The 25,017-nt window shown below is 41.8% G+C and carries 27 protein-coding genes; 13 read left to right on the top strand and 14 right to left on the bottom strand.

All coding sequences use genetic code 11. The features are described 5' to 3' along the window. The first annotated feature begins 7 nt into the window (after positions 1 to 7). Positions 8 to 391: an MmcQ/YjbR family DNA-binding protein gene (locus tag QUD85_RS13730; protein ID WP_177168860.1), complete on the top strand. Its 384-nt coding sequence runs from the start codon at positions 8 to 10 to the stop codon at positions 389 to 391. 34 nt (positions 392 to 425) lie between these two features. On the opposite strand, the gene QUD85_RS13725 is transcribed toward QUD85_RS13730, so the two are convergent. From QUD85_RS13725 to QUD85_RS13715, 3 genes are all read right to left on the bottom strand, one after another. Then, positions 426 to 1,511, bottom strand: coding sequence for an OmpP1/FadL family transporter (locus tag QUD85_RS13725; protein ID WP_177168859.1), 1,086 nt, complete (start codon positions 1,509 to 1,511; stop codon positions 426 to 428). A 146-nt stretch (positions 1,512 to 1,657) separates the two neighbouring features. Continuing rightward, positions 1,658 to 2,521: an alpha/beta hydrolase family protein gene (locus QUD85_RS13720; protein ID WP_093328427.1), complete on the bottom strand. Its 864-nt coding sequence runs from the start codon at positions 2,519 to 2,521 to the stop codon at positions 1,658 to 1,660. Positions 2,522 to 2,583: 62 nt separating this feature from the next. After that, the gene (locus QUD85_RS13715) at positions 2,584 to 3,240 is read right to left on the bottom strand and encodes an outer membrane protein (RefSeq protein WP_093328426.1); all 657 of its coding nucleotides are present in this window, start codon (positions 3,238 to 3,240) and stop codon (positions 2,584 to 2,586) included. Positions 3,241 to 3,438: 198 nt separating this feature from the next. Between QUD85_RS13715 and QUD85_RS13710 the strand changes: the two genes are divergently transcribed. Both QUD85_RS13710 and QUD85_RS13705 read left to right on the top strand, forming a co-directional pair. Further along, a complete protein-coding gene (locus QUD85_RS13710) occupies positions 3,439 to 3,693 on the top strand; it encodes a DUF3081 family protein (protein WP_093328424.1) in 255 nt (84 codons plus the stop codon). 27 nt (positions 3,694 to 3,720) lie between these two features. Next, complete coding sequence (locus tag QUD85_RS13705; RefSeq protein ID WP_093328423.1) at positions 3,721 to 3,945, top strand: TIGR02450 family Trp-rich protein; 225 nt, start codon at positions 3,721 to 3,723, stop codon at positions 3,943 to 3,945. A gap of 16 nt (positions 3,946 to 3,961) precedes the next feature. Here QUD85_RS13705 and QUD85_RS13700 read toward each other — a convergent pair whose 3' ends face one another. From QUD85_RS13700 to QUD85_RS13690, 3 genes are read right to left on the bottom strand one after another with little or no spacing between them, the layout of a single operon-like run. Beyond that, on the bottom strand, positions 3,962 to 4,684 hold the full coding sequence (locus QUD85_RS13700; RefSeq protein WP_177168857.1) for an SDR family NAD(P)-dependent oxidoreductase: 723 nt from the start codon (positions 4,682 to 4,684) through the stop codon (positions 3,962 to 3,964). Continuing rightward, on the bottom strand, positions 4,677 to 5,072 hold the full coding sequence (locus QUD85_RS13695) for a thiol-disulfide oxidoreductase DCC family protein (RefSeq protein WP_093328421.1): 396 nt from the start codon (positions 5,070 to 5,072) through the stop codon (positions 4,677 to 4,679). Before QUD85_RS13695 ends, QUD85_RS13700 begins: the two co-directional genes overlap by 8 nt. A gap of 8 nt (positions 5,073 to 5,080) precedes the next feature. Beyond that, on the bottom strand, positions 5,081 to 5,506 hold the full coding sequence (locus QUD85_RS13690; RefSeq protein ID WP_143047930.1) for a DUF3429 domain-containing protein: 426 nt from the start codon (positions 5,504 to 5,506) through the stop codon (positions 5,081 to 5,083). A 197-nt stretch (positions 5,507 to 5,703) separates the two neighbouring features. Between QUD85_RS13690 and QUD85_RS13685 the strand changes: the two genes are divergently transcribed. Beyond that, positions 5,704 to 6,756 carry an aldo/keto reductase gene (locus QUD85_RS13685; protein ID WP_093328418.1) on the top strand — a complete coding sequence of 351 codons (1,053 nt, stop codon included), beginning with the start codon at positions 5,704 to 5,706 and terminating at the stop codon, positions 6,754 to 6,756. Positions 6,757 to 6,811: 55 nt separating this feature from the next. On the opposite strand, the gene QUD85_RS13680 is transcribed toward QUD85_RS13685, so the two are convergent. Then, positions 6,812 to 9,079 carry a hypothetical protein gene (locus QUD85_RS13680; protein WP_093328417.1) on the bottom strand — a complete coding sequence of 756 codons (2,268 nt, stop codon included), beginning with the start codon at positions 9,077 to 9,079 and terminating at the stop codon, positions 6,812 to 6,814. 157 nt (positions 9,080 to 9,236) lie between these two features. Between QUD85_RS13680 and QUD85_RS13675 the strand changes: the two genes are divergently transcribed. Next, positions 9,237 to 10,097 carry a mechanosensitive ion channel family protein gene (locus QUD85_RS13675; RefSeq protein ID WP_245732077.1) on the top strand — a complete coding sequence of 287 codons (861 nt, stop codon included), beginning with the start codon at positions 9,237 to 9,239 and terminating at the stop codon, positions 10,095 to 10,097. Between the two features lie 59 nt (positions 10,098 to 10,156). Here QUD85_RS13675 and QUD85_RS13670 read toward each other — a convergent pair whose 3' ends face one another. From QUD85_RS13670 to QUD85_RS13660, 3 genes are read right to left on the bottom strand one after another with little or no spacing between them, the layout of a single operon-like run. Next, the gene (locus QUD85_RS13670) at positions 10,157 to 10,756 is read right to left on the bottom strand and encodes a DUF2238 domain-containing protein (protein WP_093328415.1); all 600 of its coding nucleotides are present in this window, start codon (positions 10,754 to 10,756) and stop codon (positions 10,157 to 10,159) included. A gap of 11 nt (positions 10,757 to 10,767) precedes the next feature. Then, positions 10,768 to 11,247, bottom strand: a complete 480-nt coding sequence (locus tag QUD85_RS13665; protein ID WP_093328413.1) for a TlpA disulfide reductase family protein — start codon at positions 11,245 to 11,247, stop codon at positions 10,768 to 10,770. A 30-nt stretch (positions 11,248 to 11,277) separates the two neighbouring features. Then, on the bottom strand, positions 11,278 to 13,182 hold the full coding sequence (locus tag QUD85_RS13660) for an ATP-binding cassette domain-containing protein (protein WP_093328746.1): 1,905 nt from the start codon (positions 13,180 to 13,182) through the stop codon (positions 11,278 to 11,280). A gap of 103 nt (positions 13,183 to 13,285) precedes the next feature. Between QUD85_RS13660 and QUD85_RS13655 the strand changes: the two genes are divergently transcribed. After that, positions 13,286 to 13,480 (top strand): YheV family putative zinc ribbon protein, encoded by a 195-nt coding sequence (locus tag QUD85_RS13655; protein WP_093328411.1) that lies wholly within the window; start codon positions 13,286 to 13,288, stop codon positions 13,478 to 13,480. Positions 13,481 to 13,485: 5 nt separating this feature from the next. On the opposite strand, the gene QUD85_RS13650 is transcribed toward QUD85_RS13655, so the two are convergent. Next, the gene (locus tag QUD85_RS13650; protein ID WP_093328409.1) at positions 13,486 to 13,710 is read right to left on the bottom strand and encodes a SlyX family protein; all 225 of its coding nucleotides are present in this window, start codon (positions 13,708 to 13,710) and stop codon (positions 13,486 to 13,488) included. A 173-nt stretch (positions 13,711 to 13,883) separates the two neighbouring features. On the opposite strand from QUD85_RS13650, the gene fkpA reads away from it, so the two are divergent. After that, complete coding sequence (gene fkpA, locus QUD85_RS13645) at positions 13,884 to 14,645, top strand: FKBP-type peptidyl-prolyl cis-trans isomerase (protein WP_093328408.1); 762 nt, start codon at positions 13,884 to 13,886, stop codon at positions 14,643 to 14,645. A 29-nt stretch (positions 14,646 to 14,674) separates the two neighbouring features. Here the strand turns inward: fkpA and rsd are convergent, their stop codons facing one another. After that, positions 14,675 to 15,127, bottom strand: coding sequence for a sigma D regulator (rsd, locus tag QUD85_RS13640; RefSeq protein WP_093328406.1), 453 nt, complete (start codon positions 15,125 to 15,127; stop codon positions 14,675 to 14,677). Between the two features lie 85 nt (positions 15,128 to 15,212). Then, positions 15,213 to 16,103, bottom strand: a complete 891-nt coding sequence (locus QUD85_RS13635; RefSeq protein WP_093328404.1) for a S1/P1 nuclease — start codon at positions 16,101 to 16,103, stop codon at positions 15,213 to 15,215. A 68-nt stretch (positions 16,104 to 16,171) separates the two neighbouring features. Between QUD85_RS13635 and QUD85_RS13630 the strand changes: the two genes are divergently transcribed. The 6 genes from QUD85_RS13630 to QUD85_RS13605 all read left to right on the top strand — a co-directional run bounded on the left by QUD85_RS13630 (position 16,172) and on the right by QUD85_RS13605 (position 23,396). Then, positions 16,172 to 16,978 (top strand): DUF2059 domain-containing protein, encoded by an 807-nt coding sequence (locus QUD85_RS13630; RefSeq protein ID WP_093328403.1) that lies wholly within the window; start codon positions 16,172 to 16,174, stop codon positions 16,976 to 16,978. Positions 16,979 to 17,113: 135 nt separating this feature from the next. Beyond that, positions 17,114 to 17,926 (top strand): hypothetical protein, encoded by an 813-nt coding sequence (locus QUD85_RS13625; protein ID WP_093328401.1) that lies wholly within the window; start codon positions 17,114 to 17,116, stop codon positions 17,924 to 17,926. 539 nt (positions 17,927 to 18,465) lie between these two features. Beyond that, positions 18,466 to 19,533 carry a uroporphyrinogen decarboxylase gene (hemE, locus tag QUD85_RS13620; RefSeq protein ID WP_093328399.1) on the top strand — a complete coding sequence of 356 codons (1,068 nt, stop codon included), beginning with the start codon at positions 18,466 to 18,468 and terminating at the stop codon, positions 19,531 to 19,533. A 134-nt stretch (positions 19,534 to 19,667) separates the two neighbouring features. Beyond that, a complete protein-coding gene (locus QUD85_RS13615) occupies positions 19,668 to 21,854 on the top strand; it encodes an FdhF/YdeP family oxidoreductase (protein WP_093328398.1) in 2,187 nt (728 codons plus the stop codon). A gap of 62 nt (positions 21,855 to 21,916) precedes the next feature. Then, on the top strand, positions 21,917 to 22,513 hold the full coding sequence (locus QUD85_RS13610; protein ID WP_093328396.1) for a DUF6624 domain-containing protein: 597 nt from the start codon (positions 21,917 to 21,919) through the stop codon (positions 22,511 to 22,513). A gap of 229 nt (positions 22,514 to 22,742) precedes the next feature. Beyond that, on the top strand, positions 22,743 to 23,396 hold the full coding sequence (locus QUD85_RS13605; RefSeq protein ID WP_093328395.1) for a hypothetical protein: 654 nt from the start codon (positions 22,743 to 22,745) through the stop codon (positions 23,394 to 23,396). Between the two features lie 208 nt (positions 23,397 to 23,604). Here QUD85_RS13605 and QUD85_RS13600 read toward each other — a convergent pair whose 3' ends face one another. Then, positions 23,605 to 24,942, bottom strand: coding sequence for an IS4 family transposase (locus tag QUD85_RS13600; RefSeq protein ID WP_093332494.1), 1,338 nt, complete (start codon positions 24,940 to 24,942; stop codon positions 23,605 to 23,607). Between the last annotated feature and the right edge of the window lie 75 nt (positions 24,943 to 25,017).

The following is a 25,017-nucleotide window of genomic DNA, read 5'->3' as shown; positions in this document are numbered from 1 at the left end:
AAGACACATGACCGTAGCAATTTTAAGAACCTATTTACTTGACAAACCTCGTGCCCAGCTCGATTTTCCTTTCGGAGAAGAAATAGAAGTGTACAAGGTTAAAGGAAAAATGTTTGCGACCTTAGCAATTGGAAAAATGGGCAAAGGTGACGGCGATAAGCGAGAGTATTGGATGAATTTAAAGTGCGATCCTAATGAGGCAATCATGCTAAGAGATGTCTTTGATGCAGTCATTCCAGGCTACCATATGAACAAACAACACTGGAATACTGTCATTATCGACGGTTCAATACCTCAAGGAGAGATTGAACGTATGATAGATAGCTCTTTTGATCTAGTGGTTGGACAATTAACGAAGAAAGAACAAACATCTATCAACGTCTTGAAATAACAAAAACAACGTCAAAACTGACTAGCGCGTAAAACTAGAAATCGTATTGAATGCCCAAGCTTAGCGCACTGCCACTATTTTGCACTTTAACTAGTGTGGTGTCGCCTGCCGCTGCTTCTTTAATAGCGTAGTCTTCATAAACCCAGGCAGCATTAAGCGTAAATTGCTTAGTGAACTGATAACCTACACCCAATCTATATCGCTTATCTATTCCACCCAATCTGTCTATCGCTTCATCTAAACTAATGCCACCCCTTAGTGACCAATGACCTAGTTTATGATCAATACTTGTGGCAATCCGTTGACTGTTCTGATAACCGACCAATAGTCCAATAGGATCAGTGTAATTTGCGTACCTAACGCCTTTACCGTCATATGTAGAGTAGCTGTAAGAAGCATGCCATGCGGTTTTAGGTGTAATCATTAAGGTACCGTAGACAGAAGAAATACTGGGCAATTCAACGCTAATATCTTGATCACCAAAACTGGTACTAAAACGATGAGTAAATGCTAAAGAAGTCGTTGAGGTTACCTTCCAAGTCGCGCTTAATGCACCCGTCCATCCAGACGTAGTGCCTTCTTCTAGGCTCTTGTCACAAACATTGAATATGCACGTAGTTTGCTCTAACGTGTGTGCGGTGTGTATATATTCTAGTGAGGCAGCAACACTTAAATTTCCGTGCGCATAAGCCAGGGTAGGTGAAACTGACACCAGAATCGGCTTTACGCGCGTTTCTTTAGGATTAATGAAGGGTATTTTGGGTACAACGATATCCGCCGCCGTCCTGCTGTATACAGCTAAGCCAAAGAAGTATGAATCATTTATCTCCGTGGTAACAAAACCCATTGGTATCGGGTTTTTGGTGTTGTATTTACTTTCATCGCCAAAAATATTGTAATCGGTCGTAACATCATAGTACGTCACACTAGCGCTCAAACTCGACTGTTCTAATTGAGTAATACTAGAAGGAGCTAACGCTAAAATTGAAGCATCGACAGCACTAGCACCGTTAGCACTTGCTAAAGCGCTATTTAATGTGGATGTTTCCCAAAAATTTAGTCCGGTCGCACTAATGGAAGTGCAAGTGAGGGAAGAAAGGCTCAAAAATAAAGTTTTCAAGGTGTAGCGCATCAGTAGTCCAGTAAAACCATTAGCATGCTTACAAATAACTTTAACAAAGACAGTATAATTAGCAATGGCCTCAGATTTTGTGTCTCACTCAGCTCTTTGATTAGTCGAAAGCATACCGCGCTTCAACGTTATTGCTAAAGCGTGTGTTGCTCAATCCAATCGAGAGTCATCGGCCAAAGCACCTTGGCTTTACGACTAAAAAACTTCATATGACCTATTTCTGTTAAGCCATATTGCTGTGGTGACAGCATGCGTGTTTCGGCGGGTAACTTGGTAAAAACACTAAGCATATCATCTAGGTTTCTCTCATTAGCAATATCATCGTCGATGGCGTTAAGCCATAGCGAGGGTACCGTTAAGGTGTCGTAATAGTGTTTGCTAATGGTTTTGCCAAATGCCATTTTGACATAGCCGCTACCATTGCACCATTGCTGCCATTGTCGAGCTACGCGCTTGGGTAGTGGCTCACCCATACCCACCCAAGAGGACTGTGTGTAACCAAAGATTGCGTTACTTACAGGGATAAACATATTCATAAAAAAATGTGCTTGTAGCTGGTAACTAAAGCGCATATTACGCAATCGCCCTGAAGAACAAGCAATATTGCAAACAGATGCTAGCTGATCTGCGTTGGGCATTAATCCAATGAGTTGACCACCTGCGCTATGACCGACTAAGTGATACTGAAAGTCGGGATAGTGTGTTTGCAAATAGTTAAGTGCGGCGGTTAAATCTAGTTCACCCCATTGCTGTAAAGACGCATTACAATGTTTTATGTGCCCCTCGAGTGAATCACCGATACCACGATTGTCAAAGGTTAGTGCGATATAACCTTGCTCAGCTAAAAATTCAGCAAAAGCAAAGTAAAATGCCCGCTTAATACCTGTTGCAGGTGCGATAAGCACTGCCCCCTTGGGCGTGATTGCTGGCGTGAAAATGGTTGCGGCCAACACGGTGTTATCTGCGCAGGTGATATCAATAGTTTGATGTTGGGGCATAATGAAGGTTTTTAAGGAACAATAGCCTAACTATATAAGTGGTCTTACCAGCATGCAAGTGTTTAAAAACGATAGACAGCAGCTATTTGTGCTGTAACAGCAGTGTAATCGATATCAGTAATCAAACCTGCGGCTGCATCACCTTCACCATCTAATTCTATGTCTGCAAGTTGGGTATATCTTAATTCCGCTTGCAACCACAGACGTTTCATAACAAGAAAATTAAACCCGCCCATCACTTGGAAGCCAATGTCGCCAGAGGAAGAGTAAGACAGAGATGTGTCACTGTTTTCGAGATCTATATCTACTTCTTGTGAGACCGCCATACCAAATCCAATATAAGGTTTTAGTCGTTTGCTGCCTTGAGATACGAAGTAGGCATTGGCAAAGAATAGGTTGGTCGCATAGTTACCGTCGGGATACGCGGCCTGATTTGCAATAACAGTGCTACTTTCGTTGCTTCGATATTCCCAAGCTAGTTCAACAACAAGATTGGGATTTATAAAGTAACCGATGCCAAACCCTGCAGCATAACCAATATCAAGATCGATGTCGGTATCTCCAAAAGTGCGCAGAAGTTCAGCCGTTGTTGCGTCAATATCTTCTATATAGCTTAGGCCCAAGGTAGGCTTTACATACCATTTTTGGTTAGCGAGACTCTGTGTGCAAAACAAGTGGGAGAGTAAAATGATTAATATCGAAATACGGGCATAAGACATGTTAATCCTCCTAATCTAAACAATGCAAAACAACCTGTTAGCGGATGAAAATTGTGCTTGCTAGTGTCAAGTATAGTTGGTTATTTACGTAGTGAATGAGTTAACGTGTGAATTGACGTAACTTGTTACAAAGGCCCTTGATCTAGCGGCAGCCCATATACGTAATACGAGTATTACCGATTTGAAAATAGAAGCCTTATGCAAAATAGTTTTGATTTAAAGACCTGCTTAATGGCGTACAATAAGATCATCGACTACGGTGAAAAAGACGGCGAGGTCTATCGCTTGAACGGCTTTTCAGCGTGGTCTGACTTTGATGGTTATCACTGTTTTATCCAGTACCGCACGGTACTCCTTACCTTGATGTTCCATGGAAAGTACGCCCTTGACTATGAATTGAAAGACGATCTTACTCAATTCGAAAAACATCTAGTTAAATTTGTCTCTCATTAGTGGCACAGCAATTCACGAGCCTAGCTTATGACACAAAAAAATGTGGTTAACCCAAAACATTTATTACATTCCAAATGGACAGCCCAACAAGTGGTGAAAAAGCAAAAACATTTTATTGTCGTCGAACTTATTGTCGATGATGATAACGTTGTGCAAGCCTGTGACATTGAAGCCGTGATAAATCAACAACGACAACGAATAGATTGGCGACTGTTAAAAGACAAAACTGTTTGGTTGCCCGGATGGAAGTAATCGCAGTCTATTAGCACTACCAATCGATAGCTTTGCCTTGCCAATCCAAATAGAGGCAAGTATCGCTTTGCGGTCCTTGTTCTAAGATAGACAGCAGCTGCGTAGCAACGAACTCGGGTGTAAACACTGTTTTGTTGTTGCTGCCTTGAGTAAACGGTTTAGAAAGCGGGCTCTGTGTTGTGCCGGGGTGAAACAATATAAATTGAGCCTGTTTAAACCGGCGTTTTAACTCTATAGCGCTAGTTTTAACTAACATATTTAATGCAGCCTTACTCGCTCTGTAGCTATACCAACCGCCTAATCGATTGTCGCCGATACTGCCCACTCGAGCACTAAATATGACAACCTCCGTCTTAATGCCCTTAGTGAGCAATTTAGGTAGATGGCTTATCCAAAGCATCGGGGTTAAGGTATTTGCCGACAACACGGTAAGAAAAGATTCCGAGGAAAACTGATTGATTTGCTTTTCAGGCATCACTTCTTGCGTGTGCAGTAGACCATTGCAGATAAAGATATTGGAAAAAGAAATGTCTTGGCTGGCTATCGTCTTGCAGATATGCGCTATAGCTTGGTCCGTGTATTCGGTTTCATGCCAGGTTAGTTCCTTTGATGATAACTGTTTTGCTGGCTTTCTACTTACCGCTGTTACAGCATAACCTTTGTCTAAAAGCGAAACTATTAGGCTGGTAGCGATTGCACTGCCCGCACCAATAACCAGTGCCTGTGGAGGGTTACTCATTATGAGAACCTTTTTCACATACGCCATTTTCACACACATCGTTAGGATACAAAAAACGTGCTATTTTGTGTCGCCTTTTGGCAAAAAAGGTATAGCCTCGCTCAAACAAGGGTTTGGTGAATCGCCATTGCAAAGGGGCCACCAAACAACCATAGCCGATCACGCGCCAAGCATGGTAAGTAACATCTAATCCAGTAACGACAGTGTCATTTATTTTTCCATGCAATACATTTAAAGCACGGTCTTTGTCGATATCTTCATGCGCTTTCATGGCATGCTCATCATGGACGTCGACAAAGCTAATGTCGTTAAACTTATCCCGCTCTCTTAATGCGTCCACCTCTCTTACACACAGAGGACATTGGCTGTCATAAAAAAATGTTAACATCCTACCTCCTAGGTGAATATTTGCATGGCCAGATGCAATGCCACAACGATAATAGTGAGCGTTAAACGCATAACGCCGTAGTCGATAACGCTTATGCCACTGGCCTGTTCATTGAATCTAACAATTCGCACTTCCATTACGTAAATCGCTAAGTAAATCAGCGTAAGTATAGCCAAAGCAAGACTGGTACTGAGCAATAAGCAAGTTGCAGCAACGAGCGTTAGTATATTGCTGTAGAGTGGTAGTTTGTTTTCTTCTTGATGGCTTTGTTGCAACCACATGGTGCCACAAAGGAAACATGCAATAGCCACGCTGTAAGCGACAAATAGCGTTGCGCCTGAATGACCAAACAATGTCGTTGTTGTTAGGGTCATCGCGATAGCGAATAGGAAGGGTAAAAGGCCTAAGTATCCCAACGTTTTATGTATCTGCATCACATCACCCACTAAAAGACATCACCTAAAAGGTATACGCGATGAAATTGGTGAAAGATCGGTTTACGCCTTGCCTAGGATTTTTCGCGAAAGATAAATCATGCAAATCCTTTTTAATAGTGGCTAGATCCGTGTTATAACAAAGCGCGTATATACGTCATTGAATTTACATCAAATACAATAAAAAGGTGATTACATTGCAGTATAGTCGACTGGGCAGTAGCAATATAAAGATTTCTCGCGTGTGTCTTGGCACTATGACTTGGGGTGAACAAAACACACAACAAGATGCTGATTCACAGTTAGACTTTGCCCTTGATGCCGGCGTTAACTTTATTGATACTGCAGAAATGTACCCGGTTCCTCCAGCGGCTGCCACTGCTCACAAAACAGAGGAAATCATTGGCGACTATTTGGCTCGCAATCCTGCGAAACGCAATCAACTAGTGCTTGCCACAAAAGTAGCCGGTCCAGGTTTAAAATGGATTCGTGGCGGTCAGACAGTAGATAAACAAGCGGTTGTTGATGCAGTAGAAGCATCGCTAAAAAGGTTAAAAGTAGAAGCGATTGATTTGTACCAAATTCATTGGCCTAATCGCACTTCTCCACATTTTTCTAGACATTGGCCCGGTAGCTACAAATTCACCGACACATCTAAAGATGCAGAAATAGCAGAGATGGCCAATATATTGGAAGGGCTACAACTGTGTATTGAACAAGGCAAAATAAAACATGTTGGCTTGTCTGACGAAACTCCTTGGGGTATTCACACCTATTTGAACTTAGCTAAGTCTTTAAACCTGCCAAAAATGGTTTCGATTCAAAATGAATTTAGTGCGCTACACACTAAAGATTGGCCCTACTTAATTGAAACTTGTGTGCATGAAGATGTGGCTTATCTGCCATGGTCACCACTAGCAGGCGGAGCACTTACTGGAAAGTACATTGATGGCGCAAGACCAAAGGGGAGCCGCTGGTCAATGCTACAGCGCAATGGCTTGTTTCGTGACACAGAGCAATCTAATCAGGCAGTTGTAGCTTTTGTTGAACTAGCAAACCAATTTGCGATGTCGCCTGCACAACTCGCACTGGCTTGGTGCAATCATGTTAATGGCGTTTCATCTACTATTATTGGCGCCACAACACTTGCCCAATTGGAAGAAAATATTGCAGCATTTGATTTAACCTTGTCGAGTCAACAACTCGACATCATTCAGCAGTTTCTGAAGCAGTATCCTTCACCTTTTTAAATTGCAGCATTTAGACAATGAGTGATTGAAAGTGTGAGTCAGCAATAAAAGCGGGTCAGAGGTTGTTCATCGGTATATCAATGAGCTCAGGGTGCTGGTCAATAATAATGTTGCGTTGGCGCTCCATTTCTTGGTTTAACAATGCCTCAAATTCAATGTATTTAGGTTGCTTTGATAGATAATGTGGGGAAATAAAGCCTTTACCTAATGCAAAGTATCGCAGCATTGATTCCCGTTTATGGCTCGCCAACAGATCGTCATATAGCGAATTAAAATCCTCGCTTAAATCCACCATATTCATTCTAAACCAAGTATTATCGACAATATCTTCTTCGGTCACTAGCATATTCCATTGCTCAAAAAATTGGTTTATGTCTTCAACCAGCAATAGGTAGCTTTCATCTCCTTTTGCTTTCAGTAAATGAGCCAACTGAACGGCGAGCGTTACGTCTCTCCATGACATGTCACGACTTGCAATTATCTTAAGTCTATTGTCGATAATCTTATCGCTATTTTTGTAGATGTAAGACGTTAGTTCGTCATACTTTTGCTCCTCAAATAAGGTGTTGATATAAACGCTTTTAGGAACACCATCCGACCAAAATCTGCCGGTACGTTCACTAAAAATAAACTCCTTCGATAGCTCAAAAGCTTCTTGATTTTTATTTTGTGCCCACAATAAATAGATTCTTGAGCCGATCGCAAGAGACGTATCTTTTTTAAGACTGTCCGCTACTTTAATGTAGTATTCAGCCTGGTCATAAAAGCCCAATTGCGCGTATAACAAAGCGATTTGAGCCGCACCTTCAGGGTCATCTCTATCTTTTTCGAAGGTGAGTAGCGCCATCTGTAGCGCTTTTACCATATTGCCTCTAGAGATTGCGATGCGCGTTCGAAGCAGATAAAGACCAGAATATTCTGGATCTATACGTTCCATGTCGTCTGTTACTTTATAGGCTTTTTCGTACTCATAAAATACCCATTGATACTGACTTGCTAACGCCATATGTAGCTTTAAATTTAGTGGATCAGACTGCAATTGTTGTAGGGTAAAATCTAGTTTTTGTTTGTCGGTTAGCTTAAAACCTGTTGCAATGATATAAGCGGCAACAACGTCAGGATTATTAGGGGCAATTTGATAGGCTTGGTCTATTAATTGAGAGCTCAATTCAAACTCTTTTTTGACTACGTAAAAATAGGCTTTGAATACCAATAGACTGGGATGATCTGGTTCAACCATGGTAGACAATTTATCTATGGCAGCCTTAAAGCGGGGTAAAAACTCGACTTCTTCAATATTGCCATAGCGAAACAATTCAATCAGCGAATTTGCCAATCCAATTTGCGCATCTATATAGTTAGGCTCCACTTCTAACGCTTTTACAAAATATTCCCTTGCTTCAATATAAGGCTGGTACTCTCCTTTTTTCAACCGTTCTAGACCAAGCAGGTAGAAGTTATGTGCGTCAGGAGATACAACTTGAATAGCATCGTTGCCATTTGCATCTAAATTTATTCTTAATTCTCTCGCTATTTCCTGAGCAATTTCGCTTTGTACAAGAAACACGTCATCTAGGGTATGGGCATAAGTTTCAGACCAAAGATGCATGCCATCTTTTACACTAATCAGTTGGGCAGTTATACGAATATCGTTGTCATATTTTCTTATGCTACCTTCAAGCAGATATTCAACGCCAAGTTGTGCGCCGATATCACGCAGATCGATGTTTTTGCCTTTAAAAGCAAAACTAGATGTACGCGCTACAACTCGTAAGTCCGTTACTTTTACTAAATAGTTGAGTATTTCGTCCGTAATACCATCGCTAAAGTACTCTTGTTCGGGATCGGACGACATGTTGACAAAGGGTAATACGGCAATAGATGCGGGTATATTCTCACTGGTCTCATCACTGCTTGTCTGTTGTATCGTGGTTGGTATATCAGCGACGATATTTTTACTTGGCTGATCCGTAATCCCCGACTTCCACTGTCGCTCTATCAATAAAACTACAACAGCAATGATGAGCAGACCAATAATAACAAAGTCTAATTTTCGACCGGTAAGATGGGTGATAGATTCGCTGGCTTCTACCTCTCTAGAGCGCTTAATACCCTCAGGTGTTAATTCGAATGTCCAAGTAAAAAACAACGCAAATGGGAAGCCAATGGCGCCGAAAAAAAACACAAGGGTATTGACCCAATGCGGTAAGTGCAAGGCAGGAACGGCAATTGCGGTTACTTGTATAACGACCCAAGCTAATACTAAATAGCTGATCGCGACTTTAATCACGTTACGTCGTTTTAATTCACTGAAGATGCCCATGTTGTTTGTTTTTTTTCCTTATACCTCACTTATAATAGTACAAAAAATAACCAATAGACAACTTCGCAACTAGTAGATAAACCCCTCACTTTTTTGACTTTTTTTTAAAAGCAGAGTAACACTTTAGATAGGTTTTATTAACGTTGAGATAACAAATATGTTTGCAGCAGAAGAAGTCCAAGAAAATATAGAAGAAAAAGTCGATTTAATTACAAAATACTTAGAAAAGATTACAGATTGGGGAGTAGAGTTTGGTTCTAGCCTGCTAGTGGCTGTCCTCGTTTATTTAGTCATTGGTTGGATATTTGGCAGGGTGGTAAAAGTCATTGAACTCGGCATGAACCGAAAGAAGGTGGAGGTAACCCTTCATAAGTTCTTAGTATCGATATTTAGCATCACCTTTAAAGCCATTCAAATCATAATCTTTGCTTCGATGATTGGGGTTGAGACAGCGTCGCTTATCGCTATGCTAGGTGCTGCAGGTTTGGCGGTTGGACTGGCACTACAGGGCAGTTTAGCTAATTTTGCCGGTGGTATTTTAGTGTTGATGTTTCGTCCCTTTAAGGCGGGCGACTACATTGAAGCCCAAGGCGTTGCTGGTGAAGTCGTAGAAATTCAAATCTTCAATACCATAATGCGTACGATAGACAATCAACGCGTGATCATACCAAATGGTATGCTTTCAAATGGTATTGTGAAAAATGTGTTTGCGGAACCTACACGCCGAGTAGATTTAATTTTTGGTATTAGTTACGGCGATGATATCCCTAAAGTGAAAGAAATTTTACAACGCATATTAGAGGCGGATGAACGCGTACTAAAAAGCCCTGCTATCGATATTTGGGTGGGTCAACATGCGGACAGTTCTATTAACATGTATGCGCGTCCGTGGGTTAGATCAGATGACTATTGGGAAGTGTATTTCGATATGATGGAAAGAGTAAAACTAGCGTTCGACGAGGAAGGTGTAACAATTCCATTCCCGCAACGCGATGTACATATGATTCCTGCAGAATAATCAGGATAAATGCATTAAAAAAGGCTGGGTTATCCAGCCTTTTTTGTTTTTCTATATTGTTATGAGGTGTGTTGTTGGCTCAATTGTTTGTCGTGCCATTTGCCCAGTATCGCAAGTGCTATGATCGCACCACCTAAAGCCCACGCCATATCTGATTGGGTATCCCAAACATACCCTTGTGTGCCTAAAAAGGCTTCGGCATCTTCGCCAGTACCTAATGCAACCCACCATTCAATCAACTCGTAAAAAGCACTAAATGCCAAACAAAAGCAAACGGATAGAAAATTGCGCCAAGCTGTGCCATTGATCACGTTTTTACGAATAAAAATTTCACGACAAATCATCGCTGGCACAAAGCCTTGCATAAAGTGCCCTACTTTATCGTAATTATTGCGTTCAAATCCAAACCAGTCTTTGAACCAATCAAACATGGGGACTTCGGCATAGGTGTAATGACCGCCCACCATAAGGACGATACAGTGCAATAATATTAATACGTACAATAATGAGGTTAATCTAAAGGTGTTGTAGGTGACCGCTAGAATGACGCCGCCAATCATTGCTGGCAGCACTTCTAAAAACCAAGTGAAGGTATCTTTAGGCGCAATGCCTGACCAAATCAATACAGCAAAAAAAATGATAATCCATGCTTTAACCATTTTTAGCTCCTTTATTGTTCTATAAGTGTTTTTATCTCTTGTTCGAACTGTTGTTTTTTGTCTTGATTAAATCCTTGATGTACCGCAACAAGTTTGCCTGTTTTGTCATAAATATAGCTGCTTGGCATGCCCTTCAACTGATAGGCTTGAGCCGTTTCGCCTTCGCTGTCAAAGATAACAGGAAAAGAAGCTGGAAACTCGTTTAAAAATTCATCGGCATACTGTTTTTCAGCATCTAAGTTAATGCTAATCACTTGGAAATTTTTTTCGGTATGTTGTGACTGCATTTCATTTAGCCATGGCATAGCTTCGCGACATGGCAGGCACCAAGAGGCCCAGAAATCAACAAAAACTACCTTGCCTTGGTGTTGTTCAAGCAATTGGGTGAGCTGCTGCTTTGGCGTGGATGGCGTTTTAGGAATCAGCACTGCGGTTATTAGCAGTGCGCCAATGGCAAATGGAATAAATAAACGAATGATTGTCGTCATCATAATTATTGAACGGCGCGGAATGCAGCTAGGTTACTCTGCTTGTTCCGACAACATGACCGCTTCTATCTCCTCTTCAAGCATCATCCATTGTTCTTCGGCATCTTCTATGGACTGCTTTAATTGTGCTTGTGTTTTCAACAGCTGAGCTAACATCTCTTTGTTTTCAGCATTGTATGTAGCGCAGTCTGCCAATTGATGTTCTACATTATCAAGTTCAGCTTGCCAGTTGCCGATGTCCATTTCAAATTTTTGTGCTTGTTTTTTAAGCGGAGCAACTTTTTGTCGAAGTTGCGCTTGGGCCTTACGTTGCTGTTTCTTGTCTACCTGCGTGCTAGCACTGGTTGTTTTCGAAACCTGAGCCTTTTTGTCGCTATGTAACCATTGATGATAGTCGTCAATGTCACCACTGAAAGGTTGTAACGCGCCATCTCCTACTAGGTAGAATTCATCGACACAGCTTTCCAATAAATAGCGATCATGCGCAATCAGTATTATGGCGCCGTTAAACGCTTGTAATGCCATGACGAGTGCTTGTCGCATCTCTAAATCTAAGTGGTTGGTTGGTTCATCTAGCAGCAATAGTTGTGGTTTTTGAAGCACAATAAGCGCTAATACTAGTCTCGCTTTTTCTCCTCCCGACATACTACTGACAATGGACAAAGATTGATCACCGGAAAAGCCAAAACGACCCAAATAATTGCGTCCCTCTAGCTCACCGAATTGTTTGTTAGCATTAAGAATATGCTCTAGCGGCGTAGACGGTCCATGTAATTGTTCTAACTGGTGTTGCGAAAAATAGCCAATGGTTAGCTCTTGCGCACGATAGCGTTCACCAGACATTAAGTCTAACTCACCTGCGAGCGATTTAATCAGCGTAGATTTACCCGCACCATTTCTGCCAAGTAATCCAATTCTGCTACCTGGCACTAGTGTTAGTTTCGCCTGCTCAATAATGAGCGCATTTTCACCATAGCCACAGTTAGCTTGATCTATGCTGAGCAAAGGGTAGGGCATGTGATCAGGGTTTTCAAAAGAAAAGGTAAACTGAGAATCTACATGCGCTGGCGCTAAATCAGGTAATTTTTGTAAACGCTTCAATCGGCTTTGCGCTTGTTTCGCTTTACTGGCTTTGGCTCTAAATCGATCAACGAATGCGGTTAAGTGCGCAACTTCTTTTTGCTGCTTTTGATATTGCGCGTCTTGCTGAGCCAAATGCTCTGCTCGCTGTTTTTCAAAGCTAGAGTAGTTGCCCGTGTAAAGCTTTGCTTTGGCATGCTCAATATGCAATATGTGTTGTACAACATCGTCCAGAAAATCACGGTCATGAGAAATCAGAACCAAGGTACCCTGATATCGTTTTAACCATTTTTGAAGCCAAATCACTGCATCAAGATCTAAATGGTTTGTCGGTTCATCGAGCAATAATAGATCTGCTCTTGATATTAACGCTTGGGCTAAGTTGAGGCGCATACGCCAGCCACCGGAGAAATCTTTAACAGGCAAAGACAACTGGTCTTGGCTAAAACCCAAGCCATGCAACAATTCCCCTGCTCTTGCCTGCAAGGAATAGCCACCTATGGTATCTATTTTGGTGAGAATATCAGCTTCCAAAGTGCCGTCTTCGTTTTCTCGAGCCGCCGCCAATTGTTTCTCTAATGCTCTATAGGCTTTGTCACCATCAATCACATATTCGATAGCACTCATGGCAAGCGCAGGCGTTTCTTGTTTTACATTGGCAATTGACCAGTTTGCAGGTAGCGTGAGCTCACCCTCATCTGCGCTTAGTTCGGACAACAGCGCTGCAAAAAAAGACGACTTACCGCAACCATTAGCGCCGACTAAGCCAACCTTTTGTCCAGCGTGAATAGCGAATTGGGCTCCATCAAAGAGTGTTTTGTTTCCGCGATTTAGGCGTAAATTGCTGGCGAGAATCATAATGGTAGTTAAAAAAACCTTATTTCTAATATTGTCGCTTTTACCGTCATCGCTATTCAAGTTAAAATAGCGCTGACAATCAAACGTTTTAAAATGTGATTATATGCGTAAACGATTTATCGCCGGTGCAATTTGCCCTTCATGTGGCGAGCAAGATACCATGGCGCTAACCAAAGAAATGGGTGTGGAAAAAGTCACTTGTGTAGCCTGCGGCAAGCAAATGACGCAACCTGAAGCACGTGTTGAAAAAGCAACACGTGAATCCGAGCAAGTGATAGGCGTATTCAAACCTGAATAGTTCCATTAATAATGTGGCGGCGGTGGCTCATCCTCAGGCTTCATCATTTGCATGGTGCTACCTTGTTTTACTCGACTTGCAAGTAGTTTGAGTTGCTCGGATACAGCGGTTAATTGCGCTTGGTGCAACGTAATCTCTTGATTTAATTGCTCAATTATATCGTCTTGAAACGCCACTTTGGCTTCTAGTTCGTCGATACGTGCCTGTATTGTTCGGTCACTTTCTGTCATATAAGATAAAATCTATCGTGTACGATAGTGTGATTATCTCAATATCCTCGCAAAAAGAACAATTTTTATCGCAAATACTCTTTCTAACTGCGCATATTATCGCTAGTATTAGACGCTTTATTACAAACAACAGGCTTCGGGGAATTTTCCAGCAGAAGTATTTGGAGAAGAGAATGAAATTATTTAAACCAGCTATGGTTGCAGTTGCCCTAACTGGCCTGATGGCATGCCAAGACGCGGCAGAAGAGCCAAAGGCAGTTGAACTAAAAACTGAAAAAGAAAAACAAGCGTATGGCTTAGGCGCTTCATTAGGTATTTACCTTAAAAAGAATCTACAAGGTCAAGAAGATTTAGGTTTACACCTAGACCGTGAATTGATCATTCGTGGTTTATCAGACAGCGTAAATGACAAGTCTGTATTAACAAAAGAAGAAATCGATGAAGTTGTTATGTCTGTGCAACAAGAGATGCAACAAGTTCAGCAAGAAAAAATCGCTGCCGAAGCAATCGCTAATATTGAAGCTGGCGAGAAGTTTATCGAAGAATTTTTAGCGGCTAACCCAGATGCTCAAAAAACTGAGTCAGGTATCGCTTATAAAGTAGAGCAAGCTGCAGAGGGTGATAAGCCGTTAGCAACTGACAGCGTTGTTGTACATTACACAGGTAAATTCTTAGATGGTGAAGTATTTGACAGCTCAGTTGAACGTGGTCAGCCAGCAACCTTCCCATTAAACCGCGTTATTGCCGGTTGGACTGAAGGCCTACAGCTTATGTCTGTTGGCGAAAAGTACACCTTCGTTATTCCAGGTGAATTAGCTTATGGCGAACGTGGAAATCCACCTCGCATTCCAGGTAATGCAACCTTAATTTTTGAAGTAGAGCTACTAGAAATTGTTCAGCCTGCTGAAGAAAAAGAAGCAGAAACGCTTAAGTAAAAAAGAAAAGGCACCGTACGGTGCCTTTTTTAATCGTGTTTCAATAAAAACCCTATCAGTTTATCTTCCAGTTCAAAGCGTTTATCTAAATACTGCACTAACCTTGATAGCGCGTCGTCAAAGCCTTCTAAAATTTCTGTGTCGTTAAGCTGCGTATACTTGTCATTAAACTGCAACGCTGCATCGGTGGAGTAATAGACACGATCAAGAATTTCCGCAATATCCTGCGACTTATCGGGTGTTTGCGCTTTGATGGTTTCAAATACCTCAAAATGCCCTGCGCAGATATAATCTACAAGTAGCTGACAGAAGTGTTTGATCTCGGTAACGGAAGGTAATGCACTGTCTTGCCTTTGATATGGGGGTAAGCCAGCAAGTTCGGTGTAAGCAACGAGCATAGCTTGACGGTCAGCTAACCATTTATCAATGACATTATTAGCGCCGCCCCATTGGCGTTGTGCTTGTTCAACTCGCGTGAGCATAAAACCTCCCGAAACAGTCAGTTGGAAACATCTTTTTAACAACTCTGGTTAAAAAATCAACAAATAAATGCATGGTCAGACAAGTTTAAAAGCTGGTTTTTTGTAAAATATAGTGCAATCTTTTTGCCGCCAATAATAGCCTGAGTTCAAGTGCCTCTTGGTGTACAGCTTGGTAGTAGGCTGGCAAAGTAACCTTGCTATTTTTAGGTTTTGAACATACGCTGCTGGCGTCTAATGTGCAGTATAAAAGTGATGGGTTGCGTGCTAAGTGTAATGATTCATTTGCCCAATGGCTCACGCTTTGTGGTTTTAATTTATAGTGTTGCCATTGCTCCTTCAAAGACTGGTATAGGTCTTTATCTTGCGAACTTTTAACATTAAGCATGCATTCATCCCAATACCAATGCAGATTTTTACACTTGATATCTTGATTACTTATCTGAATTTTATTGCCGCCCAAATCATCAGCAAAACTGACATGGAATGGCTGATGAATGTCACCGACCCAATGGCCTAAAAACATCAATGCTTGCAATTTATCCCATGATTGCGTGTTCGTTGCTAGCGCATCTGTGTGATGAGTTATTGCTGAAAGCACGCAATTTTTGCACTGAGAAACACTTCGAGCGTTCCGCGGCACATTCATGTAGTGCCAAGGTTTAAACTTGTCGTAGTAATCCCATTTTTTGATCGCGTCAGCCCAGGTACACGCGGTGGCAAAATCTATAGATTGTTTGCTCGGCTGATAGTTGTATTTGTTAAGTCGGCTTACGTGTTTTTGGGGCAATGTGGCAAGCAATTGTGTAATCTGAACTTGTTTTTCTTTGGTGAGTTGTTCAAAGGCTAATTGACAAACAAGCTTGTGACCTTTTTTACCAAACGCATATGCATCAAGCGAAAATAAGAAAGTGCTAAGACACAGTAAGGTGATGCTTAAGAATGTAAATAGTTTGTGAAGTGTTGGTAATTTATTCATTTCTCATATAGATTGAATTGCCTCAGAGATAGTTTTGATAATAACCATTAATTTACGGGAAAGGAAAAATGATTAGAAAAATATCGGTCGCCTTTTTATCTGCAGTGATGCTAATTTCCACGTCGCTTTCGGCAAAACAACCAACAGCTGATCAAGTGCAAGCCTACATGAATGCTTCAGGACTAAATAAATCAATTGATGGTCTCTCGCAGCAAATAGATGGATTGTCGCAACAATTTGCAATGGGTATGGGTGATACGACTAAACAACAGGCTTTTTTTGCTGCAGTGAAAAGTTCTTTAGCAAAAGCAGATATGAAAAAAGTAGTTGCCTCTGAGTTGAGTCAAAAATTCAGTGACAAAGAATTAACAGAGCTTAATACCTTTGTTTCTGAGGGTGTTGGTAAAGAAATGAAACAAGCGGAACAAAAGCTTTTTGATTCTGATATCAATAACAAGATAATGCAGTATATGGGAGCGGGTAAGAAGCCGTCGCCAGAACAAGAAGCGGCAATTGCTAACCTGATCACAAATACTGATGCGACAAACAATAGTGCAGATGTTTATTTAACACTTACAAAAGCTATGATGTCGCCAATTATGCAAAGTGCTCAGGGGGTTACTGCTGAAGTAGCCGACCAACAGGTGGCTGCTCAAGTGAATGCGATGGATGGCATGTTACGCAGTCAAATAGAGCCTCAATTGAAGTTAGCTTTTGGTTACGCTTTCCAAGATAGTTCGGCGGAAGCAATAGGCAAATATGCAGATTTCTACAAAACATCATTAGGTCAAAAAGAACTATCTGTTGTTAATGAGAGTATGATCACCGCAATTAGCGCGTGGGGTTCTGAGTTAGGTCAGGCGTTAGCTAAATAGCATAACCGGACACGAATCTGTAAATAAGAGCCGCTATATAGCGGCTTTTTTTTGTTGCCTTAGCCTATTGATATATTTGAATAAAGGCTTAAAATTGATGCTTCTTTAATCACGGCTAGTACAAAAAGGATTTTGATGAAAAAGCTAGTATTAGTGGGGCTGCTTGTAGCGCTTTGCCTCATTGTAGTTACGCCAAATGTACAAAAATACCTTGCTATTCGGGACTATTATGCGCTGAGCCAACAGCAAGGGCTTGTCGCCGGCACAACACATTCCATTAAACATATCGCATTTACACAAGCCAACCTTCTTGAGATTCGTTTGAATGACGAAATAAAGTCTATGGTGAATGAAACCTTGCTTGTTGACGATATTCTTTTTTCGATGCAATGGCGGATGGCTCTTGGTTTTGAAGTCGACGAAATTGAACAGATCAATAGTTGGTATCAAAGTGATGTAGCCGCTCGTATCAAGCAAGCAGAAGGTGCCTTGGAGAGTGATACATTTCAAATAAAACTAGCGCAATACATTGAGTCAACTAAACAACAAAACGTATCAGAAGAAAAACTGCTAGCGGTCAGCCACTTTTTGTCACGCACACGGATGGTAGAAAGATACGCTCATGCGGTATTACTAGCACTGAAAGAAATTACCATCGCACAACTTATTACGGTCGACAACATGTCTCGCTTGCAGGCTCAGCGGATTGTCAATCAAAAGGCATCAGGCTGGCTTGCCACTATTAAACCGCAACTTTCTAAACATCTACATTATCGCTACATGTACCTTTATCAACCTTTCTCACCAGGCGAAATAGCGCAATTTGGGCATCATTATCTTACCGGCCATGGTCAAAAAGAATTGTTACGCTACTATGGCGCACTCAATCAAGCTTTGATCAGTTGGGGTGAAAACCTCGCTCAAGAAATCATAGCTAAGCGCGGCTAGATTGATTCGCAGGAAATAAAAAAGCCTTTCCGAAGAAAGGCCTGAAATGCTCGCTGTAAGGTCTAGTTTAACTAGCTTCTTGTTAATTATTTTGTTAGCGCGAGACAAGTTATAGCAAAGCAATTTTAGCCCTGCAATAACTTTAATAGAGTAATTATTCGATAAAAATTCCTGACTTTTGTATACAAAACCAAATCAACGAAACTTTTCGTATACTTGGTATGAGACGATTGCTTTGGTAGTTATTATGGACAATAGATTACGCTAATTACTTAATTTTAAAGCGCTAATAACATACTGCTAAGTGTACAAATATTAATCGAGGTCTGATATGTAAAATTGTACCTTTGGTCAATGTTTGGATGAAAATTAAACAAGAACTAGATTATTTGTTAAATTTATGTAAAAAACACCCTTGAAATTAATTGAAAAAAATTTGAACTTTTTTATTTTTAATTGATTTGTAGTAGCTAATGGCATCGCTGGGAATGCGATGGTAAAATGCGCGCCAATTAAATAAAGATTTCTGAGACCCCTACATGACCGAACTAAAAAACGATGCGTATTTAAGAGCACTTTTAAAACAACCTGTAGAACATACCCCAATATGGATGATGAGACAGGCCGGTCGTTATTTACCAGAATACAAAGCGACACGCGCGCAAGCAGGCGATTTTATGTCTTTGTGTCGCAATACAGAGTTAGCGTGTGAAGTAACATTACAACCTCTGCGTCGTTTTCCATTAGATGCGGCTATTTTGTTTAGTGACATTTTGACAATTCCTGACGCGATGGGATTAGGTTTGTACTTTGAAACAGGGGAAGGCCCACGTTTTGAGCGTCCAATTCAATCGAAAGCAGACGTAGATAAAATTGGTTTGCCAGATCCTGAAGGCGAACTAAAGTATGTAATGGATGCAGTGCGCATGATACGCCGTGAACTGAAAGGTGAAGTGCCGTTAATTGGTTTTTCTGGCAGTCCATGGACGCTGGCGACATATATGGTTGAAGGTGGTAGTTCCAAGGCCTTTACAAAAATCAAAAAGATGATGTATTCAGAGCCACAAACTTTGCACTTGTTGTTAGATAAGTTGGCTGATTCTGTTATTGAATACTTAAATGCACAAATAGCGGCTGGTGCTCAATCAGTGATGGTATTTGATACCTGGGGTGGAGTGCTTTCTCCGCGCGACTATAATGATTTCTCATTACAATACATGGCTAAAATTGTAGATGGCTTAACGCGTGAAAACGATGGCCGCAAAGTACCGGTTACCTTATTTACAAAAAATGGCGGTATGTGGCTAGAAAAAATAGCTGCCACAGGTTGTGACGCTTTAGGTTTAGATTGGACGATTGATATTGAAAATGCCAAAGCTCGTGTAGGCGATAAAGTTGCCTTGCAAGGTAATATGGATCCTTCAATGCTATATGCCCCTAAAGAGCGTATTACCGAAGAAGTAGAGAAAATATTAGCCGGTTATGGTGATACAGGCACGGGCCACGTATTTAACCTAGGCCATGGTATTCACCCAGACGTGAACCCGGAACATGCAGGTCACTTTATTAATGAAGTAAAAAGATTATCTAAGGCCTATCACAAGTAAAAACGAACTTTAGAAGCTTAAGAAAGCCGATGCCCAGCATCGGCTTTTTGTTATTTGTGCAAGAAGACATAACAGTTTGTTTATTCTAACCTTGTTATATTCTTTAATTATTATACGCGACGTTGGACATTCAAATGGCGAAAGAACAAGTCATCGGTGGTGGCTTTAAAAAGGTACTATACACCTTAGATACGGTGCGAAAAATGGGCCCATTAAAGGCTGCAAAGGCGCTAAAAGCGAATAATACCTGCAAAGCTTGTGGACTCGGCATGGGCGGACAACTTGGCGGCATGACCAACGAGCTTGGCGAGTTTCCTTCGGTGTGTAATAAAAGCGTACAAGCACAATCTAGTGATGTTCAAGCCGCCATTCCGCATGAAATTTTCGATCATAGTTTGGCGGAATTACGAGAATTAGATGGCTACGAATTAGAACATCTCGGCCGTTTAACCTCGCCTATTTATAAAGGAGCAGGTGAACAGAAATACCGCGTCATTGACTGGCAAGAAGCACTGGATATCGCTGTTAAGGGCTTTCAAAAAACCGAGGCGGCGCGCAGCTTTTTCTATTCATCGGGCCGCTCATCCAATGAAGCAGGTTTTATTTTCCAGTTATTTGCACGTCTATATGGCAGCAACAATGTCACTAACTGCTCTTACTACTGTCATCAAGCGACTAGTGTTGCTCTGGGTTCAACTATTGGTACTGGCACAGCGACAGTAGAATTGGCTGATTTAAATGGCTGTGATCTCGTTTTTGTTGTTGGCGCTAACCCTTCGTCAAACCATCCTAGATTTATTCATAAACTAAAAGCTGTGCGAGAGCGCGGTGGTGATGTCATTGTAATCAATCCTGCCAAGGAAGCTGGTCTAGTAAAATTTGCGGTGCCTAAAAGCCCTAAATCTTTATTAAAAGGGGGCGATGAAATCGCCAGTCATTATTTGCAACCTAACATAGGTAGCGACGTCGCGGTAATGATCGGTCTTGCAAAGGCAGTGTTGTCTTTAGATGCCCAAGACGATGACTTTATCAAGCAGTCGAGCACAGGTTATCAAGCGTTTTTAACCAGTGTCGAGCAAGTAACTTGGCATCAAATTGAAAATGAATCTGGCTTATCCCAAGCACAACTTGAAGCGGTAGCTGCATGTTACGCAAAGAGTAAAAATGCAGTATTTGCTTGGGGGATGGGATTGACCCATCACACTAATGGCGTAGAAAACATTGAAGCGCTTATTAATTTGGCACTGCTTCGCGGTATGGTAGGTAAGCAGCATGCAGGATTACTGCCTCTGCGCGGTCATTCTAATGTGCAAGGTATTGGCACTATCGGTGTAAAGCCGGTGCTAGCGGAAACGGTGATTGAAAATATCGAGCAGCAATTTAACGTTCAGTTACCTAAAACTGAAGGGATGCACACGCTCGCTTGTTTGCAGGCAGCAGAGCGAGGGGAAATGGATGCGGCGTTAATCTTGGGAGGAAACCTATATGAGGCAACGCCAGATTCCGCATTTGCTGGACGAGCATTAGATGCTGTGCCTTTTAAAGTCTTTTTAACGACCACTATCAATGCTGGGCACATTCACGGTGTAGACGGTGAATCGTTAATCATACCCGTCACCGCTAGGGATGAGGAATGGAGTCCTACGACCCAAGAATCCATGTTCAATTTTGTTAGACTCAGTGATGGCGGCATCATTAGGCATACCAATATTCGTCCAGAAAGTGTTGTTTTAGCGGATATTGCAGATGGTGTATTGATTGATTCGAATTTTTCTTTTGCACCATTTAAAGATCATAAGAAAACTCGACAAGCAATTGCCGAAATTGTGCCTGGTATGGAGCAACTTAAAGATATCGATGTAGCCAAACAAGAATTTCATATTAAAGGCCGTATTCTTCATCGCAGGCATTTTAATACACCGGATAATAACGCACATTTTCAAGCGGTCTCTTTGCCCCAACATGAAGTGTCCAACGATTTTCCTTTCAAGTTAAGTACCCTGAGAAGCGAAGGCCAGTTTAATTCCATCATCTATGAATACAAAGACAGTTATCGCCAAACCGATGAACGTTGGGCGGTCATGATGAATGCAAAAGATATTGCATCGCTAGGTTTAACGGAGGGTGGACGAGCGAATTTAACCTCTGCAAATGGTGAAATGAAAGGCGTCAAGGTGTTTGCTTTTGATGTGCCCGAAGGTAATTTCTTGTCCTACTACCCAGAAGCAAATGTGCTAACGGGACTTGCCATCGACCCTCGCAGCAAAACACCAGCGTTTAAACATGTCGCGGTAAACATCAGCCCGGCAAATGGGGCATAAGGCTTCTTGTAAAAACGGTTAAGTTACTTCTATTATTAAGGTAAAGCTTAAGGAGTAACTTGTTGCGTTATCTTATTTATTTTATTGCCTTTTTTTCTTTTACAACGAGCGCAGAGTCAGTTAAAGATCGCTTGGTTGCGTTGGAGCAAGCTGATCAAGCGGTACGAGAAAAAGTACGACTAACGGTGCAAATGCGCGGAGTTCAGGGTGTAACACCAGAACTGATAGAGCAGCATAATCAAGTTGATAGAGATAACACTATCGCATTAAAAGCGATGCTAAAATCTGAGGGCCTCAACGCAATTTTGGCATCAGGTGATATTGCGATAGATGCGTTTTCCCTCATTGTTCAGCATTCACACGATCAATCATTTCAATTAACCATGATTGAACAATTGCATCAAGCCTTTCAAAAGGATGCTGGTATTTCGGGTGTACAACTAGCGTTGTTAACAGACCGCGTGCTCGTTAAGCAGAAAAAGAAGCAACGCTATGGTACACAAGTTGATATCAAGGTTGATGGCGTGAGTTTTAAACCGATAGAAAACCCAAGCGCAGTAAATGCTCGGCGAGCTGAACTAGGTTTGCCTACATTAAAAGCTTATTGCGCTGAGATTAACGAAAAGTTTAACTACGATTGCAAAGAGATACCGGATTAGTAGGAGGGTAGCTTCATGCTACGTGCTTCGAGCTGCGTGCGTTGTTAAGCGAGATCCCGTGTAAAAGCATCACGGGATGACGGCCCTTTTCTTGTTCCTTGTCCCTCGCCCCTTGAAGCAACGCGACATACTGATTTACTCGCCTCGCGTCCCTCGTAACCTTGCCCCTTTTATTTGATTGTTCTACATTTATAACGCTTGGAAAAAACAATAAAAATAAGGAAACACTATGTTCGATCAAATGGGGCATTTTGAACCCATCACGTATATTGCTCACGCAGTTGTTGGGTTACTCAGCTTATTCGCTGCACTAGTCGCTATGTCTGTGGTAAAAGGTGGAAGCCACCATAGAAAATTTGGATGGTTTTTTGTCGCCGCCATCGCAGTGACAAGTGCAACCGCATACTTCTTTTTTTATCAAAGGCCGACAGGGCCGTTTGAGGTACTTGGTGCAACGTTAGCTTTGTACTTTGTGAGCTCCGCTATTCTATCGTTTAAACGTTATGACAAGGTTAGAAAAGCAAGCCATATTTTCTTTGCTGTTATTTTAATACTCGTGGTCATAGGGTTAGCAGCCTTGTTAAAACAAAATTTTCAAATACCAGTACGAGTATTCGTTTTAGTTACGCACATTGTCCTTGTCGTGAGCTTATTGGTTGCTGATTTGCGCTTTGCTTTTGCAGAACAAGTGTCTCAACAAAAGAGAGTCTCGCGCCACTTTTATCGTATGTTCTTAACCTTTGGTTTGGCATTAGCAAGTGCGATCGGCAATATTATGAATATTCCAGTACCTATGTGTGTCGCGGTTTCATTTATCGTGATGACTTGCGTTCATTATCTGGTAGTCAAATCGCGATTTAAGTCGGATATGGCTGTTGCCTAAGCACTAGAGAAAGAGACTATGAACAAGCATTATGTACTGCGGCCTAAGTGCAGAGTGTCGAAAAGAACTCCACGTCCCTTGTTCCCTTAAGCAGCGCGATCCATCAGGTTACGCCCCTTGCGCCACGCTCCATAAGCGTAGCGTACACGCCCCACATTTTTCATGGGGAACCCTAAAACAAAAAGCCCCGCTATTGCGGCAATGCTGTTCACTTTAGTGGAGCAGCATTGCGATTAATTGGATAACGGGTCTTTGATATCTTTACCGCCCTAGGTCTTGATGGCCTAGGGCGGTTTTCTTTGAAGAGCATGGTCAAGTCACCTCGAAGCTGAGCTAATCGTTTTGGTGTATTACCAGGTGATAGCGCTTTTGCCATCACTTTCAATTGACTGGCGATGAACTGGCAAGCATATTTGAAACTAATTTCGTTAGGAGCTCTTTGATGAGAAACGGCCGCTTGACTAGCTTCTCTTCGAACAAGGTTGTAACCCAGCACAAGTCCCCATAACTCTTGATATACAAGATCAACTGTTTTGCTTCTAAGGGTGATCGCATTGTGTTGCATTGATGATTTGATGTCTCGGTAACCTAGCTCAATTTCCCAACGCTCATGGTATAACTCGGCAACATCTTGAGCGTTGTATTTATCACGAGGTAATGATGTGAATACCGTTTTTACTTTGCCAGCAACTTCATACGTTACAGCCCTAACTTTCCAAGTTTCCGGTAAGTCAGGATTCTTCTTTCTTGCCTGAGGGGAGACCTTCATCTCGACCAATTGGTCATTACTTTCTTGCTTGTCGAGCAGCGTGTACTTTAAACCTTTTCTTGCGGGAATAAGCCAATGACTGTTGTCTCCCAGTTTGTTTATACCCAGAAGTAGCTCTGCGCTATAGAAACCTTTGTCTAGTAGGGTAACTGAGTTATCTGGCAACTTATCCATGAACCCCTTTGCGAGAGGAATTTCACCTTTTCGATAAGGGCTTATATCGCCATCAACAATCACATGAGAGCGAACATTCATTAGCGTCACGAGCCTTAACATAGGAAATGGCGTTTGCCGATTTGTGCTCGTATTTCCAGAGCCGAAATGCTCACGTAATTCAGGCGTATCATTTGTGCGAAATAAAGCCCCATCAACAGCAAAAACCTGAAGGCCGTGCCAAGTGTCACCTGGGTAACGCTCTAATCCCCATTGGTTGCTGCATTGCCTAAATAGCCATGCCATCGATTCAGAGCCAAGACGTTTTCTCGCTTCGGTTAATGCACTTTTAGCTAAAAGTTTTTCATCAGCTAAGCCTTCAGCACATATGTTCATACGCCTTGCTACTTCAGCAATCGGTTCGTTTCTAAAAAATGCCATACCAACTACCAACCAAAGCACCATATCACTGGGCAAACGCCGTCTTCGGATTGTAGCTTTGGCTGACAACCCTGTCGCTTGATAAACCCAATCGTCAGGAATGTGCTCACAAAAGGTGGTTAACTTGGCAATATCTACTGGGGATTCTTCGATAAAATCGTGAAACTGGGTGAAGGCAGGCATAAAAAAATCCGTAATCAGAAAACTGACTACGGATTTTGCACGATCATTTGGATCGGTCAACTGATCACATTCTTA

The sequence above is a fragment of the Thalassotalea agarivorans genome (genome assembly GCF_030295955.1).
Lineage (GTDB): Bacteria > Pseudomonadota > Gammaproteobacteria > Enterobacterales > Alteromonadaceae > Thalassotalea_D > Thalassotalea_D agarivorans.
The sequence above is the reverse complement of the archived record's forward strand: the minus strand, read 5'-3'. Positions and strand labels throughout refer to the sequence as shown.